The following is a 16,795-nucleotide window of genomic DNA, read 5'->3' on the forward strand; positions in this document are numbered from 1 at the left end:
TCCGGCGGTTCGCCCGTCGGGGCCGGCGGGTCAGCTGCCCCCGGTGTGGACCTGGAAGGCCGCCCGGCGTACGGCCTTGGCCAGGGCGGGGTCCGGGTGCGCGGCGGCCAGCGCCACCAGGACCTGCACGGTGCGGGGGTGACCGACCGCGCGGACCTCGTCGAGCAGGGCCGGGACGGTGGCCTGCACCGCCGACTCCAGGTGCCGCACCAGCAGCGGGGCCTCCCCGTGGTCGGCGACGGCGGCCGCGGTGTCGACCCACAGCCAGGTGGCCTCCGGGCGGGTGAGGACCTCGTGGGCGTCCTCGGGATCGGCGCCGTCGTGCTCGGCGAGCCACAGCAGGGCGTACGGCCTGAGCGTCGGCTCGTCGAGGACGCCGCGGACGTCGGGCTCGGCGGGTGCGCCGACGACGCGCAGCGCCTCGAAGGCGAGGCCGCGCAGCAGGGCGTCCTCGCCGCGGGCGGCGCCGAGCAGCTCGGCGACGGCGCTGCCGACGGGGCGGGCGGCGAGCCAGGCGCGGTACTCGGCGCGGGCCGCGTTGGGCCGGAGCTGTGCGCAGCCGCGGAGCATGCCCTCGGCCGACTGCTCGATGTTGCCGGCGGGGCTCTGCGCGGCGACGCAGATCTGCTCCAGCTTGACCCAGACCGCCCAGCTGCCGAGCGGGGTGAGCGTGGCCTGTCCGTCGCCGCAGGTGAGGGCGCCGACGGCGGCGAGGGCGTGCAGGGCCCAGTCGAGGAGGGGGGCGAGCGCGGTGTCGGTGGCCGGGGCCGGGTCCGGCTCGGCGCCCGGGGTACCGGGTTCCAGCCGGGGGCCGTAGGGCACCTCGCAGCGTTCGGTGCGCAGTTCGGTGACTCGCTGCTCCAGCAGGTCCAGGAGCTGCGCCACGGGGACGGGCCCGGCGGACAGCTGGAGGAAGGAGAGCACCTGGGGCATCGCGGAGACGACCTCGGCCACCGCGCCGGGCTCCTGCCCGGCGGGCTCGGGGTGGGCGAGCGACCAGGCGTCGAAGAGGGCGACCCAGCCGCGCAGCACGGCGCTGTCGTCGCGGTTCCAGGCGCGCAGCCGCCAGCCGGGGCGGGCGGTGTCGCCGTGCACCTCGACCAGTCCGGCGAGGCGGGCGGTGTCCCAGTCGGCGCGGACCTTGGCCACGGGCAGGCCCAGCTCGCGGGCCGCGTGGTCGGCGGTGGGGTCGGACAGGGTGGCCTTGCCGTCGGCGGTCGCGCTGCCGCGGCCGGGGCCGAGTGCGGAGTCGGCCCAGCGGGCGACGCGGGCCGCGTCGGCAAGGCCGGAGCGGGCCATTCCGGCCAGCTCCGAGCGGGCCGGTGTGCCTTCCGGGGGGCGCGGCGCGGGGCGGCGCGGACGCCGCTGATTCATCGCTTGGGGGGCGGCGGCCAGGGGTCGCGGGCGGACGAGTCGAAGCCTGGAGTCGCGCGGGATACGGGACGTCACGGGTGCAGTCTTCCGGTTGACGGTCCGAAAACCCAAACGGAATGCCCCGGCGGCCTCCCGGGACGGGGGACGCAGGCGCCCGGCGCACCGTTCGGGCATCGGATCAGGCCAGTGGTGCGGCGCTGAACGGAACCGGAGCGACGCGCACGGGAACGGGGGCCGGGGCGTGGGTCCGGCGTGGATCCGGCGTGGGGGCGGCCGGTGTCGCGTCGCGGGAGGGGGCGTCGCGGGGGATCACACCAGCGGGGTCATGAAACGGCGGAGGGTCTCCTCGTAGTCCGCGGGGTCGGCGTTCCACATGGCACCGTGCGGGGCGTCCCGGACGGTGTGGAGGGCGACCAGGCGCGGGTGGGTGTCGGCGAGCCGGCGGCTGAGGCGCCAGGGGGCCACTTCGTCACCGGGGCCGTGGAAGATCAGGGTGGGCACGGCCGGGCGGTGCAGACCGGCCGTGCCGGTGTCCCGGTCGGCGTGCAGCCCGGCGCGGCCCTGCGCGGCCCGGACGGCGAGCGGCAGGAGCGCGCCGGGGGTGCGGCGGGCGGCGGCCAGGGCGCGCAGTGTGGTCTCCCAGCTGAGCACCGGTGAGTCCAGGACGAGCCCCGCGATGCGCTCGCGCACGCCGGAGAGCGCCGCGGTGCGCAGCGCCATGGTGGCACCGGTGGACCAGCCGAGCAGGACGACCTGGCGGGCCCCGTGGTCCAGGGCGTAGCGGACGGCCGCGTCCACGTCGCGCCATTCGGTCTCGCCGAAGTGGTGCAGGCCGTCGGGCGAGGGCGGTGCGCCGACGTCGCCGCGGTGGGCGAGGGCGAGCACCGGGACGTTGCGGCGGTGCAGGGGGGCGATCAGGTTCAGCGCGTGTTCGCGGGTGGCGGCCAGGCCGTGCACGGCGATGATCCAGGTCGGCCGGGCCCCGGGCAGGAACCAGGCCGGGAGCGGGCCGAGTTCCCCCGGGACCTCGACGTCGGCGTACTCGAGGTCGAGGGCCGTGCCCGGGTTCCCGACGTACAGGTTGGGGGTGAACCACGCCCGGTCGCCGGTCGCGAAGGTGCCGTGCGTGACGCGTTCGAGGCGGCGTACGACGGTGTCGGCGCCGTGCTCGGCGGTGTCCAGGACGGGGCCGAGCACGGCGTGGGAGCCGTCGCCGGCGAGCCCGTACCGGCCGGGGCGCAGGGCGGCCAGGTCCCGGGTGAGGGTGATCTGTCCGGCGGCGGTCCCGTGCACCGTGAGCCGGGGCTCGGTGGGCAGGGGTCGGCCGGGGGGCGCCTTGAGCGCGGCGTCGCTGGCGAGCCGGCCGGCGGCGACGCTCGCCATCCCGGTCGCCAGTGCTGCGGTGACGGCGGCTGCCGTTGCGGTGACAGTGCGCATGGGGCCAGTCTCCTGGTGGAGTCCTCGGGCGGCCAGTGGACGCGTGACGGTGGGTGACGAGGGGCTTCGTGTCCCGTAGCCGGTACCCGCGCAGCCGACCGGCACGCACCCCGCGTCAGCTTCGCTGCCCGTACCCCTGGAGGCGTTCGGTCACCTCGGCGAGCTGGGCCGGCGTCAGCAGGGACGGCGAGTGGCCCGGCACGGAGGACGCGGTCAGCCACAGGCGGCACATCCACTCGAGCTGGGCGGTGCGGTCGTAGGCCTGGTCGAGGGAGGTGCCGTAGGTGATCGTGCCGTGGTTGCGGAGCAGGCAGCCGGTGCGGTCGGCGAGGGCGTCGAGCATGCCGCGGGCGAGTTCGGCGGTGCCGTAGGCCGCGTAGGGGGCGACCCGGACGGGGCCGCCGAGGGCGGCGGTCATGTAGTGCACCGGCGGGAGTTCGGGGACGAGCAGCGAGACCGCCGTCGCGTGCACGGCGTGGGTGTGGACGACGGCCCGGGCGTCGGGGTCGGCGCGGTACACGGCGAGGTGCATGGGCAGTTCACTGGTCGGCACGAGGGCGCCGAGCAGCTGCCGTCCGTCCAGGCCGACGCCGGTGACGTCGTCCGGGGTCAGCCGGTCGTAGGGCACGCCCGACGGGGTGACCAGGACCGTGTCGCCGACGCGCACCGAGACGTTGCCGGAGGTGCCGACCACCAGCCCGTCCGAGACGGTCCGCCGGGCCGTCGCGACGAGTTCCTCCCAGGCGGCTTCCTCGGCGGTCTTTCCCACCGTCTTTCCGGCCTTCTCCCCGCTCTCGGCCCGCGATTGCGTCACAGTCACCCACTCCTCCGGGGCGCCCGCGCGCCCTCGCGTCCCGTCGCCGAACGGCCTGGCGGTGATCCTGCCAGGGACGTCTCCGGAGAGCACCGGAGCGGGCACGCAGAGGGAGGTTACGGCCCCGCTTCCGGTCACCGTGACGCCCTGCCCAGTTCATCTTCCGTTCACCCTGGTTACTTACGTTCGTCGCGCCAACGACCTCGAACGATTGCCTGGGTAAATGGAAAGCTTCTCGCTGATCCTCGCGATTGTGGTGGTAACCGCACTCGCGTTTGATTTCACGAACGGTTTCCACGACACCGCGAACGCGATGGCAACGACCATTTCGACCGGTGCGCTCAAGCCCAAGGTGGCGGTGGCGATGTCCGCCGTCCTCAACCTTGTAGGCGCCTTCCTCTCGGTGGAGGTCGCCAACACGATCTCCAAGGGTCTCGTCGACGAGACCGGCATCCGTCCCGAGGTCATCTTCGCCGCCCTGGTCGGCGCGATCCTCTGGAACCTCCTGACCTGGCTGGTCGGGCTCCCGTCCAGTTCCTCGCACGCCCTGATGGGCGGCCTGATCGGTGCGGCCGTCGCCTCGGCCGGCATCGGCGCGGTCAACGGCGACGTGCTCGTCACCAAGGTGCTGCTGCCCGCGATCGCCGCCCCGATCGTGGCCGGCCTCGCGGCGATGCTCGCGTCCCGGATGACGTACTCGCTGGGCCGCAAGGCGGACGGCAAGGCCGCCGCGAAGGGCTACCGGGCCGGCCAGATCGCCTCCGCCGGTCTGGTCTCGCTGGCCCACGGCACCAACGACGCCCAGAAGACGATGGGCATCATCACCCTCGCCCTGATCGCCGGCGGCTCGCTCGCCCCCGACTCCGACCCGCCCGTCTGGGTCATCCTGGGCGCCGGTCTGGCCATCGCGCTCGGCACCTACCTGGGCGGCTGGCGCATCATCCGCACCATGGGCAAGGGCCTGACCGACCTCCAGCCGCAGCAGGGCTTCGCCGCCCAGACCAGCGCCGCCACGGTCATCCTGGCCTCCTCCCACCTCGGCTTCTCGCTGTCCACCACGCACTCGGTCTCCGGCGCGGTGATGGGCGCGGGCCTCGGCCGCAAGGGCGGCGTGGTCCGCTGGTCCACGGCCACCCGGATGTTCATCGCCTGGGGCCTGACGCTGCCGGCCGCGGCCCTGGTCGCCGCGCTCGCCGAGTGGGTCTGCCGCGCCGGCGACTGGGGCACGGCCCTCGTCGCGGTGTTCCTGATCGCCTCCAGCTTCGCGATCTGGCGGATCTCCCGCCGCGAGGTCGTCGACCACACCAACGTCGTCGACGGCGACCCGGTGGACACCGAGGGGCCCGGGCAGCCCGAGCCCGCCGGTGTGGTCACCACGGCGATGGCCGCCGTGTCGCCGCCCCCGACGGGCGTGACCGAGGAACTGGCGGCCACCGTCCCCGCTCCGGCCACCACCCCCGACCCCAAGGCCCCGTCGGCCGCCACCACCGTCTGAACCCGCCTGCCGGGTACGAAGGAAGCGAACCTCCATGAGCATCGACTGGGCAGCCCTCGGCTCCGTCTTCGGCGTCAGCCTCGTGGTCACGGTGGCCCTGGTGGGCCTGTTCACCCTCGGCATCGTCGGCCTCTCCCGCCAGGAGCGGGCCGCCGCCCGGGGCGGCTCCGCGGCCCTCGCGGTCACCGGCGCCTACGCGTGCTTCGCGGCCTGCACGGCGGCGGTGGCGTACGGGATCTATCTGATCGTCGCCTGAGCGCCGCCCGTCTCACGGGCGCACGCCCCCGGGGCGGGGCGCGGAACGGACTCGAACCGTTCCGCGCCCCGCCTCTTCGCGTGCCGGCGCACACCACTCGGGTGTGGGCCTTCGCACACTCCCCCGTCGCAGGTCAACGCCAGGTTGACGGGTGTTCGCGGGCCGTGGTGGACTTCCGGGGCCATCTACGGCGGCAGAAGAGGAAGCCCGGTGCGAATCCGGCGCGGTCCCGCCACTGTGACCGGGGACAGGATCCCCGGGAGCCAGGAACTCTCGCCGCCGTGCTCTTCGAACCAGGGCGCGGACACCCTGAGTGAGGACCTATCGCCATGCGCGGCTGCCGTTCCGGGCTCACCAGCGACACGCTTCGACTTCCCCTTCCTACGGCCGGCTGAGCCGTGCGTGCCGGACGCGTCTTCGCGTACGGCGCCGCCGCCGGCCTCCTCGGTGACCTCCTCCTCGGCGATCCGCGCCGCGGACACCCGGTCGCCGCGTTCGGCCGTGCCGCGGGCGCCGTGGAACGGGTGCTGTGGCGGGACCACCGGGGCCGGGGCGCGCTGCACACCGTCGTGTGCGCCGGCGGCGCCGCCGTCCTCGGCTCGGCCGCCGCACACGCCGTACGCCGCTCCCCCGCCGCCTCCGTCGCGCTGACCGCCGCGGCCACCTGGTCGGTCGTCGGCGGCACCTCGCTGGCCCGCGAGGCCACTGCCGTCGGCCGTGCCCTGGAGGCCGGGGACGTCGAGGCGGCGCGGGCGCGGCTGCCGCACCTGTGCGGGCGGGACCCGCGGGCGCTGGACGCCGACGGGATCGCCCGGGCCGTCGTGGAGTCCGTCGCCGAGAACACCTCGGACGCGGTGGTGGGCGCCCTGGTGTGGGGCGCGGTGGCCGGGGTGCCCGGACTGCTCGGCTTCCGGGCCGTCAACACCCTGGACGCGATGGTCGGCCACAAGTCGCCCCGCTACCGCCGCTACGGCTGGGCCTCGGCCCGCCTCGACGACCTCGCGGGCTGGCCGGGCGCCCGCCTCACCGCCGTACTGGCCACCGTGGCGGGCGGCGACCCGCGCGGCGCCGTACGGGCCTGGCGGGCGGACGCCGCACGGCACCCGAGCCCCAACGCCGGGCCCGTGGAGGCCTCGTTCGCGGGCGCCCTCGGCGTGCGGCTGGGCGGCACGCTCTCCTACGGCGGGCGGGTCGAGCACCGACCCGTCCTCAACGGGGCGGCGGGGCGCGCCGTACGGGGGACCGGTTCCGCCGACATCGACCGGGCGGTACGGCTGTCCCGGCGCGTGGGCTGGCTCGCGCTGGGCGTGTGCGCGGGCGCGCGGCTGCTCGTGCGCGGGGCCGCCGCGAAGAACCCGGGTGCCACGAAGGGGCGTATGTCATGAACGGTGGCCTGCTCGTCGCCGGCACCACCTCCGACGCCGGCAAGAGCGTCGTCACCGCCGGGATCTGCCGCTGGCTGGTGCGCCAGGGCGTCAAGGTGGCGCCGTTCAAGGCGCAGAACATGTCGCTGAACTCCTTCGTGACCCGCGAGGGCGCGGAGATCGGGCGGGCGCAGGCCATGCAGGCCCAGGCCTGCCGGGTGGAGCCGACCGCGCACATGAACCCCGTGCTGCTCAAGCCCGGCGGGGAGCGCAGCAGCCAGGTCGTGCTGCTCGGCAGGCCCGTGGGCGAGATGAGCGCCCGCGGCTACCACGGCGGGCGCCAGGAGCGGCTGCTCGGCACGGTGCTCGACTCGCTGGCCGAACTGCGCGGCACGTACGACGCGGTGATCTGTGAGGGCGCGGGCAGCCCGGCCGAGATCAACCTGCGCCGCACCGACATCGTGAACATGGGGATCGCCCGGGGCGCCGGACTCCCCGTCCTCGTCGTCGGCGACATCGACCGCGGGGGCGTCTTCGCCTCCTTCTTCGGCACGGTGGCGCTGCTGGCGCCCGGGGACCAGGCACTGGTCGCCGGGTTCCTGGTGAACAAGTTCCGGGGCGACGTGTCGTTGCTGGAGCCGGGTCTGGAGATGCTGCACGGGCTCACCGGACGGCGGACGTACGGCGTGCTGCCCTTCCGGCACGGGCTCGGCATCGACGAGGAGGACGGCCTCCGGGTCTCGCTGCGCGGGACGGTGCGGGAGTCGGTCGTCGCGCCGCCGGTCGGCGAGGACGTGCTGCGGATCGCCGTCTGCGCGGTCCCGCTGATGTCCAACTTCACGGACGTGGACGCGCTGGCCGCCGAACCCGGTGTCGTGGTGCGGTTCGTGGACCGGCCGGAGGAACTGGCCGACGCCGACCTGGTGATCGTGCCGGGGACGCGCGGGACGGTGCGGGCGCTGGAGTGGCTGCGGGAGCGGGGGCTCGCGGACGCGATCGCGCGCAGGGTGGCCGAGCGCCGGCCCGTGCTCGGCATCTGCGGCGGCTTCCAGCTCCTCGGCGAGCACATCGAGGACGAGGTCGAGTCACGCGCCGGGCACGTGGACGGGCTGGGACTGCTCCCCGTCCGGGTGAGGTTCGACCGCGAGAAGACCCTCACCCGGCCGGTGGGCGAGGCCCTCGGCGAGCACGTCGAGGGGTACGAGATCCACCACGGGGTCGCCGAAGTCGCGGGGGGCGATGCGTTCATCTCCGATGACAAAGGACACAGCTTGGACGGCTGCCGGGTCGGCCAGACCTGGGGCACGCACTGGCACGGCTCGCTGGAGTCGGACGGCTTCCGGCGGGCGTTCCTGCGCGAGGTGGCCGCCGCCGCGGGCCGCCGTTTCGTGCCGGCCCCCGACACCTCGTTCGCCGCGCTGCGCGAGGAGCAGCTCGACCGGCTCGGCGACCTGATCGAACACCACGCGGACACGGACGCGCTGTGGCGGCTCATCGAGTCCGGCGCGCCGCAAGGACTGCCCTTCATTCCACCGGGAGCGCCCGCATGAGCACAGTGTTGTTGTTGTCGACCGCCGACACGGACCTGCTGGCGGCCCGCGCGTCGGACGCCGCCTACCGGATCGGCAACCCGACCCGGATCGACGTGCGCGAGGAGTTGCCCGGGCTGGTCGAGGGCGCGGACCTCGCCGTGGTCCGCCTGCTCGGCGGCAAGCGCGCCTGGGAGGACGGGCTGGCCGCGCTGCGGGCCGCCGGCATCCCGACCGTCCTGCTGGGCGGCGAGAGCGTGCCGGACGCGGAGCTGATGGCCGAGTCGTCGGTCCCGGCCGGGGTGGTGGCGCAGGCCCTGCGCTACCTGGTCGAGGGCGGCCCGGACAACCTCGCCCAGCTGGCCCGCTTCCTGTCGGACACGGTGCTGCTGACCGGTGAGGGCTTCGACGAGCCGCGGAAGATGCCGGAGTACGGCGTCCACGGCTCCCGGGACGTCGTGGCCGGCCGCCCGACGGTCGGCGTGCTCTTCTACCGCGCCCACCAGCTGAGCGGCAACACCGCCTTCGTCGACACGTTGTGCGACGCGATCGAGGCGCGCGGTGCCAACGCCCTGCCCGTGTACTGCGGTTCGCTGCGCGGCGCGGACCCCGGGCTGTACGAGCTGCTGGGCCGGGCCGACGCCCTCGTCGCCACGGTCCTCGCGGCCGGCGGCACGCACGCCTCGCAGGCCTCGGCGGGCGGTGCCGAGGAGGCGTGGGACATCGGTGCGCTGGCCGACCTGAACGTGCCGGTGCTGCAAGGACTCTGCCTCACCTCCTCCCGGGCCGCCTGGGAGGCCTCGGACGCCGCTCTGTCCCCCATGGACGCGGCGATGCAGGTCGCGATCCCGGAGTTCGACGGGCGCCTGGTGACCGTGCCGTTCTCCTTCAAGGAGCAGGGCCCGGACGAGGTGCCGGTCTACGTCGCCGACCCCGAGCGGGCCGCGCGCGTCGCCGGGATCGCCGTCCGGCACGCGGTGCTCGGGCACAAGCCGAACGCCGACAAGAAGCTGGCGCTGGTGTTCACGGCGTACCCGACCAAGCACTCCCGCGTCGGCAACGCCGTCGGCCTCGACACCCCCGCGTCCGCGGTGCGGGTCCTGGACGCGCTGCGGGAGGCGGGGTACGGGGTCACCGAGTACCCCGCCGAGGGCGACGAGTTGATCCACCGGCTGATCGAGGCGGGCGGCCACGACGTGGAGTGGCTGACGGAGGACCAGCTGGCCGCGGCGCCCGCACGGGTGCCGCTGGCCGACTACCGGGCCTGGTTCGAGAAACTGGACCCCCGGCTGCGGGACGGCATGCGGGAGGCGTGGGGCGAGCCGCCGGGCTCGCTGTATGTCGACGGCGACGACATCGTGCTGGCCTCCCTCCGGTTCGGGAACGTCGTGGTGATGATCCAGCCGCCGCGCGGCTTCGGCGAGAACCCCATCGCGATCTACCACGACCCGGACATGCCGCCGTCGCACCACTACATGGCGGCCTACCGCTGGCTGAACGCTGCGACATCGGAGGGGGGTTTCGGCGCCGACGCGATCGTGCACATGGGCAAGCACGGCACGATGGAGTGGCTGCCGGGCAAGGGGCTGGGGCTGAGTGCCGGCTGCGCACCGGACGCCGTCCTCGGCGACCTGCCGCTGATCTACCCCTTCATCGTCAACGACCCCGGCGAGGGCACCCAGGCCAAGCGCCGCGGGCACGCCACGGTCGTCGACCACCTGGTGCCGCCGATGGCGCGCGCCGACACCTACGGCGACCTGGCCAAGCTGGAGCAGCTGCTCGACGAGTACGCCCTCGTCTCCGACCTGGACCCGACGAAGGCGCCGGCGGTCCGCGCGCAGATCTGGACGCTGGTCAAGGCGGCCGAGCTCCACCACGACCTGCACGTGGACGACCAGCCGGACGACGACGCGTTCGACGGGTTCGTCATGCACATCGACGGCTACCTGTGCGAGATCAAGGACGTGCAGATCCGCGACGGCCTGCACATCCTGGGCGGCGGCCCGGTCGGCGAGCCGCGCGTCAACCTCGTCCTGGCGGTGCTGCGCGCCTCGCAGGTGTGGGGCGGGCAGGCGAACGCGCTGCCGGGTCTGCGGGCCTGTCTGGCCGAGCACTTCGGGCTGGTGGAGAAGGAACTGCTGGCCGCGCCCGGCGCCCCGGTGAAGGCACCGGTGGAACTGACGGACCTGGTCGACGGCCCTGCCCGGTCGGCGGCCGACGCGATCGACCTGCTCGAGCAGCTGTGCCGGCGGTTCGCGGAGGGCATGGAGCTGCGGGCGTGGGACGCGGGGGCCGTTCCGGGCCTGGTGCGGGACGTGCTGGGCACCGAACTCCGCGACGCGGTGGCGGTGCTGGAGTTCGCCTGCGTGGAGGTCGTGCCGCGGCTCGCGCGGACGACGGACGAGATCGGGCACATCCTGCGGGCCCTGGACGGCGGTTACGTCCCGGCCGGGCCTTCCGGGTCCCCGACCCGTGGCCTGGTCAACGTCCTGCCGACCGGCCGGAACTTCTACTCCGTCGACCCGAAGGCGATCCCGTCCCGGCTGAGCTGGGAGGTCGGGCAGTCGCTGGCGGACTCGCTGATCCAGCGGTACCTGAGCGACACGGGTGAGTACCCGAGGTCCGTCGGCCTCACCGTCTGGGGCACGTCCGCGATGCGCACCCAGGGCGACGACATCGCCGAGATCCTGGCGCTGCTGGGCTGCCGTCCGGTCTGGGACGACGCCTCGCGCCGGGTGACGGGCTTCGAGGTGGTGCCGGTGGCGGAGCTGGGCCGGCCGCGCGTGGACGTGACGGTGCGCATCTCGGGCTTCTTCCGGGACGCGTTCCCGCACGTGGTGGGGTTGATCGACGACGCGGTACGGGCGGTGGCGGAGCTGGACGAGCCCGCCTCGCAGAACTTCGTCCGCGCGCACGCCGACGAGGACACCGCCGAGCACGGCGACCGGCGCCGGGCGACCTCCCGCATCTTCGGCTCCAAGCCGGGCGCCTACGGCGCGGGTCTGCTGCCGCTGATCGACGCCCGCAACTGGCGCAGCGACGCGGACCTCGCCGAGGTGTACGCGGTGTGGGGCGGCTACGCCTACGGGCGCGGGCTGGACGGGCGGGCGGCGCGCGGCGACATGGAGACGGCGTTCCGGCGGATCGCGGTGGCGGCGAAGAACGTGGACACGCGTGAGCACGATCTCGTCGACGCCGACGACTACTTCCAGTACCACGGCGGCATGGTCGCGATGGTCCGGCACCTGACGGGCGCGAGCCCGGAGGCGTACGTCGGTGACTCCGCGACCCCGGACCAGGTGAAGACGCGGACGCTGGGCGAGGAGACCCACCGCGTCTTCCGCGCCCGCGTGGTCAACCCGCGGTGGATGGCGGCGATGCGGCGGCACGGCTACAAGGGCGCCTTCGAGATGGCGGCGACCGTGGACTACCTCTTCGGGTACGACGCCACGGCCGGGGTCGTGGACGACTGGATGTACGAGCGGCTCAGCGCCGAGTACGTCTTCGACGCGGAGAACCGGGACTTCATGAAGAAGTCCAACCCCTGGGCGCTGCGCGGCATCACGGAGCGGCTGCTGGAGGCCGCGGACCGGGGGCTGTGGGCGGAGCCGGACGCGGAGACGCTGGAGCGGCTGCGTGCCACGTATCTGGAGCTCGAGGGCGATCTGGAAGGTGACGACAAGTGAGTACCCCGTTCCCGTTCACGGCCGTGGTCGGCCAGGACGACCTGCGGCTGGCGCTGCTGCTGAACGCCGTCTCCCCGGCCGTCGGCGGTGTGCTGGTCCGCGGCGAGAAGGGCACCGCGAAGTCCACGGCGGTGCGGGCGCTGTCGGCGCTGATGCCGGAGGTGGACGTCGTCTCCGGGTGCCGCTTCTCCTGCGATCCCGACTCCCCCGACCCGGCCTGCCCGGACGGCCCGCACGAGCCGGGTGCGTTCGCCTCGCGCCCGGCGCGCATGGTCGAGCTGCCCGTCGGTGCCTCCGAGGACCGGCTGGTGGGCGCCCTGGACATCGAGCGGGCGCTGGCGGAGGGCGTGAAGGCCTTCGAGCCGGGCCTGTTGGCCGACGCGCACCGCGGGATCCTGTACGTCGACGAGGTCAATCTCCTCCACGACCACTTGGTCGACCTCCTGTTGGATGCCGCCGCGATGGGCGCCTCCTACGTCGAGCGCGAGGGCGTGTCTGTGCGGCACGCCGCCCGGTTCCTGCTGGTCGGGACCATGAACCCGGAAGAGGGCGAACTGCGGCCGCAGTTGCTGGACCGCTTCGGCCTCACCGTCGAGGTCGCCGCCTCGCGCGAGCCCGACCAGCGGGTGGAGGTCGTGCGGCGCCGCCTGGCGTACGACGACGACCCGGCCGGTTTCGCCGCGCGCTGGGCCGACGAGGAGGCCGCCGTACGGGCGCGGATCGTGGGCGCGCGGGAACTGCTGCCGTCGGTGCGGCTGGGCGACGGGGCGCTGCGGCAGATCGCGGCGACCTGCGCGGCCTTCGAGGTGGACGGTATGCGGGCCGACATCGTGATGGCGCGTACGGCGACCGCGCTGGCGGCCTGGGCCGGGCGGACGGAGGTGCTGGCGGAGGACGTGCGGCAGGCGGCGCTGCTCGCGCTGCCGCACCGGCGGCGGCGCAACCCGTTCGACGCGCCGGGGCTCGACGAGGACAAGCTGGACGAGACGCTGGAGGAGTTCGGCGGGCAGGACGGGGACGGGGGCGGGGACGACGATCCCGGTCCGGGGCCCGGCGGCGGTCCCGGTGGACAGCCCGATCCCGATGACGCGCCGCAGGGCGACGGCGACACCGCCGCGCGGCCTGAGGCCGGGGAGGGCGGCGAGCCGCAGCCTTCCGGTGGTGCCGGTGAGCAGTCCCCCGCGCGGGCCGCCGAGCCGTTCCGGACCAAGGTGCTGAGCGTGCCGGGGCTGGGTGAGGGTGCCGCCGGGCGGCGTTCGCGGGCGCGGACCGAGCACGGGCGGACCACGGGCGCCCGGCGGCCGCAGGGCGCCCTGACCAAGCTGCACCTGGCCGCCACCGTGCAGGCCGCCGCCCCGCACCAGCGGGCGCGGGGCCGCAGCGGGCGGGGGCTCGTGGTGCGCCGGGACGATCTGCGGCAGGCGACGCGTGAGGGGCGCGAGGGCAACCTCGTGCTGTTCGTCGTGGACGCCTCCGGGTCGATGGCCGCGCGGCAGCGGATGAGCGCCGTCAAGGGTGCCGTGCTGTCGCTGCTGCTGGACGCGTACCAGCGGCGGGACAAGGTGGGGCTGGTGACCTTCCGGGGTTCGGCGGCCGACGTGGCACTGCCGCCGACGTCGTCGGTGGACGCGGCGGCGGTGCGGCTGGAGTCGCTGCCGACGGGCGGGCGTACGCCGTTGGCCGCCGGGCTGCTGCGTGCCCACGAGGTGCTGCGGGTGGAGCGGCTGCGGGACCCGGCGCGGCGGCCACTGATGGTCGTCGTGACGGACGGTCGGGCCACGGGCGGTCCTGAGCCGGTCGCGCTGGCCTCGCGTGCCGCGCGGCTGTTCGCCGCCGAGGGCGCCGCGTCCGTGGTCGTGGACTGCGAGTCGGGGCCGGTACGGCTCGGGCTGGCCGGGCGGCTCGCGGGTGAACTGGGCGGTACGGCGGTGACGCTGGACGAGCTGCGGGCCGACTCGATCGCCGGTCTGGTGAGGGACGTTCAGGGCAGCAGGAGGGCCGCGTAATGCCGCAGGGCAGGCCGAGTGTCGTACCGGAGGACGGACTGACGACCCGACAGCGGCGCAACCGTCCGCTGGTCGTGGTGCACACGGGGATCGGGAAGGGCAAGTCCACCGCCGCCTTCGGGCTGGCGTTGCGGGCCTGGAACCAGGGGTGGCCGATCGGGGTGTTCCAGTTCGTCAAGTCGGCGAAGTGGAAGGTCGGCGAGGAGAACGCCCTGCGGGTGCTGGGCGCCAGCGGCGAGGGCGGAACCGTCGACTGGCACAAGATGGGCGAGGGCTGGTCCTGGGTCCAGCGCGACGCCCAGCTGGACAACGAGGAGAAGGCCCGGGAGGGCTGGGAGCAGGTCAAGCGGGACCTGGCCGCCGAGACGTACAAGCTGTACGTGCTGGACGAGTTCGCCTATCCGATGCACTGGGGGTGGGTCGACACCGACGAGGTGGTGTCGGTGCTGCGCGAGCGGCCGGGGACCCAGCATGTCGTGATCACCGGGCGGAACGCGCCCGCGAAGCTGGTGGAGGTCGCCGATCTCGTCACCGACATGTCCAAGGTCAAGCATCCGATGGACGCGGGGCAGAAGGGGCAGAGGGGCATCGAGTGGTGACCTTCTCCGACTCCTACTCCTATTCCGACTCCGACTCCGCCGTTCCCCGGCTGGTCGTCGCCGCGCCCTCGTCCGGGAGCGGCAAGACCACCGTCGCCACGGGGCTGATGGCCGCGCTCGCCGGGCGCGGGCTCGCCGTGTCGCCGCACAAGGTCGGGCCCGACTACATCGACCCCGGCTACCACGCGCTCGCCACCGGGCGGGTGGGCCGCAACCTCGACGCGTACCTGTGCGGGCCGGAGCTGGTCGGGCCGCTGTTCCTGCACGGGGCGCGCGGGTGCGACATCGCCGTGGTCGAGGGGGTCATGGGGCTGTACGACGGGGCCGCCGGGGAGGGCGAGCTGGCGACCACCGCGCAGGTCGCGAAGGTGTTGCGGGCGCCGGTGGTGCTGGTCGTGGACGCGTCCTCGCAGGCGCGGTCGGTGGCGGCGCTGGTGCACGGGTTCGTGTCCTGGGACCCGGAGGTGCGGATCGGGGGCGTGATCCTGAACAAGGTCGCGTCGGACCGGCACGAGGTGGTGCTGCGGGAGGCGGTGGACTCCGTCGGGGTGCCGGTGCTTGGGGTGTTGCGGCGGGCGCCGCGGGTCGACGTGCCGTCCCGGCATCTGGGGCTGGTTCCTGTCGCCGAGCGGCGTGCGCAGGCGGTGGAGGCGGTTGCGGCGATGGCCGCGCAGGTTGCCGACGGGTGTGATCTGGAGGCGTTGGTCGGGCTGGCGCGTAGTGCCGGTGCGTTGTCCTCACCGGCTTGGGAAGCCGGTGAGGCCCTGGCTTCCTCGTCCCCGCCGCCGCTTCCCGTCCCATCCCTGGGGGCTGCGCCCCCGGACCGCCACGATCGGCCCGGACGGCCTCGTCCGCAAGCGCCGGACCGGCCGAGAGGGCGCGTCGCCGTCGCCGGCGGGGCCGCCTTCACCTTCTCCTACGCCGAGCACACCGAGCTGCTCGCCGCCGCCGGGGCGGAAGTCGTCACGTTCGATCCGCTGCGGGACGAGGAACTGCCGGAGGGCACTCAGGGGCTCGTCATCGGCGGCGGGTTCCCCGAGGTCTACGCCTCCGAGCTGTCCGCCAACGAGCCGCTGCGGAAGTCCGTCGCCGAGCTGGCGCTCAGCGGCGCTCCGGTCGCCGCCGAGTGTGCGGGGCTGCTGTATCTGTGCCGGGAGCTGGACGGGGCGCCGATGTGCGGCGTGCTGGACGCCGCCGCGCGGATGTCCGAGCGGCTGACGCTGGGTTACCGGGACGCCGTGGCCGTGTCCGACAGTGCGCTGGCCGGGGCGGGGACGCGGATGCGGGGCCACGAGTTCCACCGGACGGTGGTGGAGCCGGGGGCCGGGGCGGCGCCGGCCTGGGGGATACGGGCGCCCGAGCGGCGCGTCGAGGGATTCGTGGAGCGCGGTGTGCACGCGAGCTATCTGCACACGCACTGGGCGGCCGAGCCCGGTGTCGCCCGTCGGTTCGTGGAGAGGTGCCGGACGTCATGAGCAGCAGGCTGATCGGGGTGGGGGTCGGGCCCGGGGACCCCGAGCTGGTGACCGTGAAGGGCGTCAACGCCCTGCGGGCCGCCGATGTCGTGGTGGTGCCGGTCATGGCCGGACCCGATGGAAGAGATGGCGGAGAGCGCGGCCGGGCCGAGGCGACGGTGCTGCACTACGTGGGCGCCGGGAAGATCGTGCGGGTCGTGTTCGCGCTGAACGAGCGCACCGACCGGGCCCGGCGCGAGTCGGCCTGGGACGCGGCCGGGGCGCGGGTGGCCGGGCTGCTGCGGGAGCACTCCGCCGTCGCCTTCGCGACCATCGGTGATCCCAACGTGTACTCGACCTTCACCTATCTCGCGCAGACCGTCGGCGCGCTCGTGCCGGGGACGGTCGTGGAGACCGTGCCCGGGATCACCGCCATGCAGGACCTCGCGGCGCGGTCGGGGGCCGTGCTGACCGAGGGCACCGAGCCGTTGACGCTGGTGCCGGTCACCGCGGGGGCCGCCGTGCTCAAGGAGGCGTTGCACGGGCCGGGCACGGTCGTCGCGTACAAGTTCGGCCGGCAGGCGGCCGAGGTGGCCGAGGCGCTGCGGGACAGCGGGCGGCTGGACGACGCCGTGTGGGGGTCGGCGCTGGGGCTGCCCGAGGAGTCGGTGCGGCTCGCCGGCGAGTTGGACGGGGCGCCGTTGCCGTATCTGTCGACGCTCATCGCGCCCGCCCGGCGCGAGGGCGGGCGGGGCGGGAAACTGTGACCGCCCGTGGGTCC

At 74.6% G+C, this 16,795-nt stretch carries 12 protein-coding genes and 1 riboswitch; of the genes, 9 read left to right on the forward strand and 3 right to left on the reverse strand.

Annotation, left to right across the window (positions count from 1 at the left end):
• Positions 1-30: 30 nt before the first annotated feature.
• The 3 genes from C4J65_RS06070 to C4J65_RS06080 form a co-directional block, all read right to left on the reverse strand.
• The gene (locus tag C4J65_RS06070; RefSeq protein ID WP_115741455.1) at positions 31-1,374 is read right to left on the reverse strand and encodes a hypothetical protein; all 1,344 of its coding nucleotides are present in this window, start codon (positions 1,372-1,374) and stop codon (positions 31-33) included.
• Positions 1,375-1,683: 309 nt separating this feature from the next.
• Positions 1,684-2,811, reverse strand: coding sequence for an alpha/beta fold hydrolase (locus C4J65_RS06075; protein ID WP_115741456.1), 1,128 nt, complete (start codon positions 2,809-2,811; stop codon positions 1,684-1,686).
• A gap of 115 nt (positions 2,812-2,926) precedes the next feature.
• Positions 2,927-3,625, reverse strand: a complete 699-nt coding sequence (locus C4J65_RS06080) for a class II aldolase/adducin family protein (protein ID WP_115741457.1) — start codon at positions 3,623-3,625, stop codon at positions 2,927-2,929.
• Between the two features lie 223 nt (positions 3,626-3,848).
• On the opposite strand from C4J65_RS06080, the gene pitH reads away from it, so the two are divergent.
• From pitH to cobI, 9 genes are all read left to right on the forward strand, one after another.
• A complete protein-coding gene (gene pitH, locus C4J65_RS06085) occupies positions 3,849-5,120 on the forward strand; it encodes a low-affinity phosphate transporter PitH (protein WP_115741458.1) in 1,272 nt (423 codons plus the stop codon).
• A 34-nt stretch (positions 5,121-5,154) separates the two neighbouring features.
• Positions 5,155-5,376, forward strand: coding sequence for a hypothetical protein (locus C4J65_RS06090; protein WP_003976975.1), 222 nt, complete (start codon positions 5,155-5,157; stop codon positions 5,374-5,376).
• Positions 5,377-5,516: 140 nt separating this feature from the next.
• A riboswitch (cobalamin riboswitch) is annotated at positions 5,517-5,670 on the forward strand.
• 104 nt (positions 5,671-5,774) lie between these two features.
• Positions 5,775-6,761: a cobalamin biosynthesis protein gene (locus tag C4J65_RS06095; protein ID WP_115741459.1), complete on the forward strand. Its 987-nt coding sequence runs from the start codon at positions 5,775-5,777 to the stop codon at positions 6,759-6,761.
• Positions 6,758-8,290, forward strand: a complete 1,533-nt coding sequence (locus C4J65_RS06100; protein ID WP_115741460.1) for a cobyric acid synthase — start codon at positions 6,758-6,760, stop codon at positions 8,288-8,290. Before C4J65_RS06095 ends, C4J65_RS06100 begins: the two co-directional genes overlap by 4 nt.
• On the forward strand, positions 8,287-11,955 hold the full coding sequence (cobN, locus tag C4J65_RS06105; protein ID WP_115741461.1) for a cobaltochelatase subunit CobN: 3,669 nt from the start codon (positions 8,287-8,289) through the stop codon (positions 11,953-11,955). The genes C4J65_RS06100 and cobN overlap by 4 nt, the downstream gene beginning before the upstream one ends.
• A complete protein-coding gene (locus tag C4J65_RS06110) occupies positions 11,952-13,961 on the forward strand; it encodes a putative cobaltochelatase (protein WP_115741462.1) in 2,010 nt (669 codons plus the stop codon). Before cobN ends, C4J65_RS06110 begins: the two co-directional genes overlap by 4 nt.
• On the forward strand, positions 13,961-14,560 hold the full coding sequence (gene cobO, locus C4J65_RS06115) for a cob(I)yrinic acid a,c-diamide adenosyltransferase (protein WP_115741463.1): 600 nt from the start codon (positions 13,961-13,963) through the stop codon (positions 14,558-14,560). Before C4J65_RS06110 ends, cobO begins: the two co-directional genes overlap by 1 nt.
• Positions 14,554-16,035, forward strand: a complete 1,482-nt coding sequence (locus tag C4J65_RS06120; protein ID WP_162833049.1) for a cobyrinate a,c-diamide synthase — start codon at positions 14,554-14,556, stop codon at positions 16,033-16,035. Before cobO ends, C4J65_RS06120 begins: the two co-directional genes overlap by 7 nt.
• The gene (gene cobI / locus C4J65_RS06125) at positions 16,032-16,781 is read left to right on the forward strand and encodes a precorrin-2 C(20)-methyltransferase (protein WP_115746319.1); all 750 of its coding nucleotides are present in this window, start codon (positions 16,032-16,034) and stop codon (positions 16,779-16,781) included. Before C4J65_RS06120 ends, cobI begins: the two co-directional genes overlap by 4 nt.
• The last annotated feature ends 14 nt before the right edge of the window (positions 16,782-16,795 follow it).

The organism is Streptomyces sp. CB09001, from assembly GCF_003369795.1.
Classification (GTDB): Bacteria; Actinomycetota; Actinomycetes; order Streptomycetales; family Streptomycetaceae; genus Streptomyces.

Bases quoted from the DNA above. Each gene is read 5' to 3' on its own strand.
- C4J65_RS06070 (WP_115741455.1), bottom strand. From the start codon at position 1,374: ATGAATCAGCGGCGTCCGCGCCGCCCCGCGCCGCGCCCCCCGGAAGGC.
- C4J65_RS06075 (WP_115741456.1), bottom strand. From the start codon at position 2,811: ATGCGCACTGTCACCGCAACGGCAGCCGCCGTCACCGCAGCACTGGCG.
- pitH (WP_115741458.1), top strand. From the start codon at position 3,849: ATGGAAAGCTTCTCGCTGATCCTCGCGATTGTGGTGGTAACCGCACTC.
- C4J65_RS06090 (WP_003976975.1), top strand. From the start codon at position 5,155: ATGAGCATCGACTGGGCAGCCCTCGGCTCCGTCTTCGGCGTCAGCCTC.
- C4J65_RS06100 (WP_115741460.1), top strand. From the start codon at position 6,758: ATGAACGGTGGCCTGCTCGTCGCCGGCACCACCTCCGACGCCGGCAAG.
- cobN (WP_115741461.1), top strand. From the start codon at position 8,287: ATGAGCACAGTGTTGTTGTTGTCGACCGCCGACACGGACCTGCTGGCG.
- cobO (WP_115741463.1), top strand. From the start codon at position 13,961: ATGCCGCAGGGCAGGCCGAGTGTCGTACCGGAGGACGGACTGACGACC.
- cobI (WP_115746319.1), top strand. From the start codon at position 16,032: ATGAGCAGCAGGCTGATCGGGGTGGGGGTCGGGCCCGGGGACCCCGAG.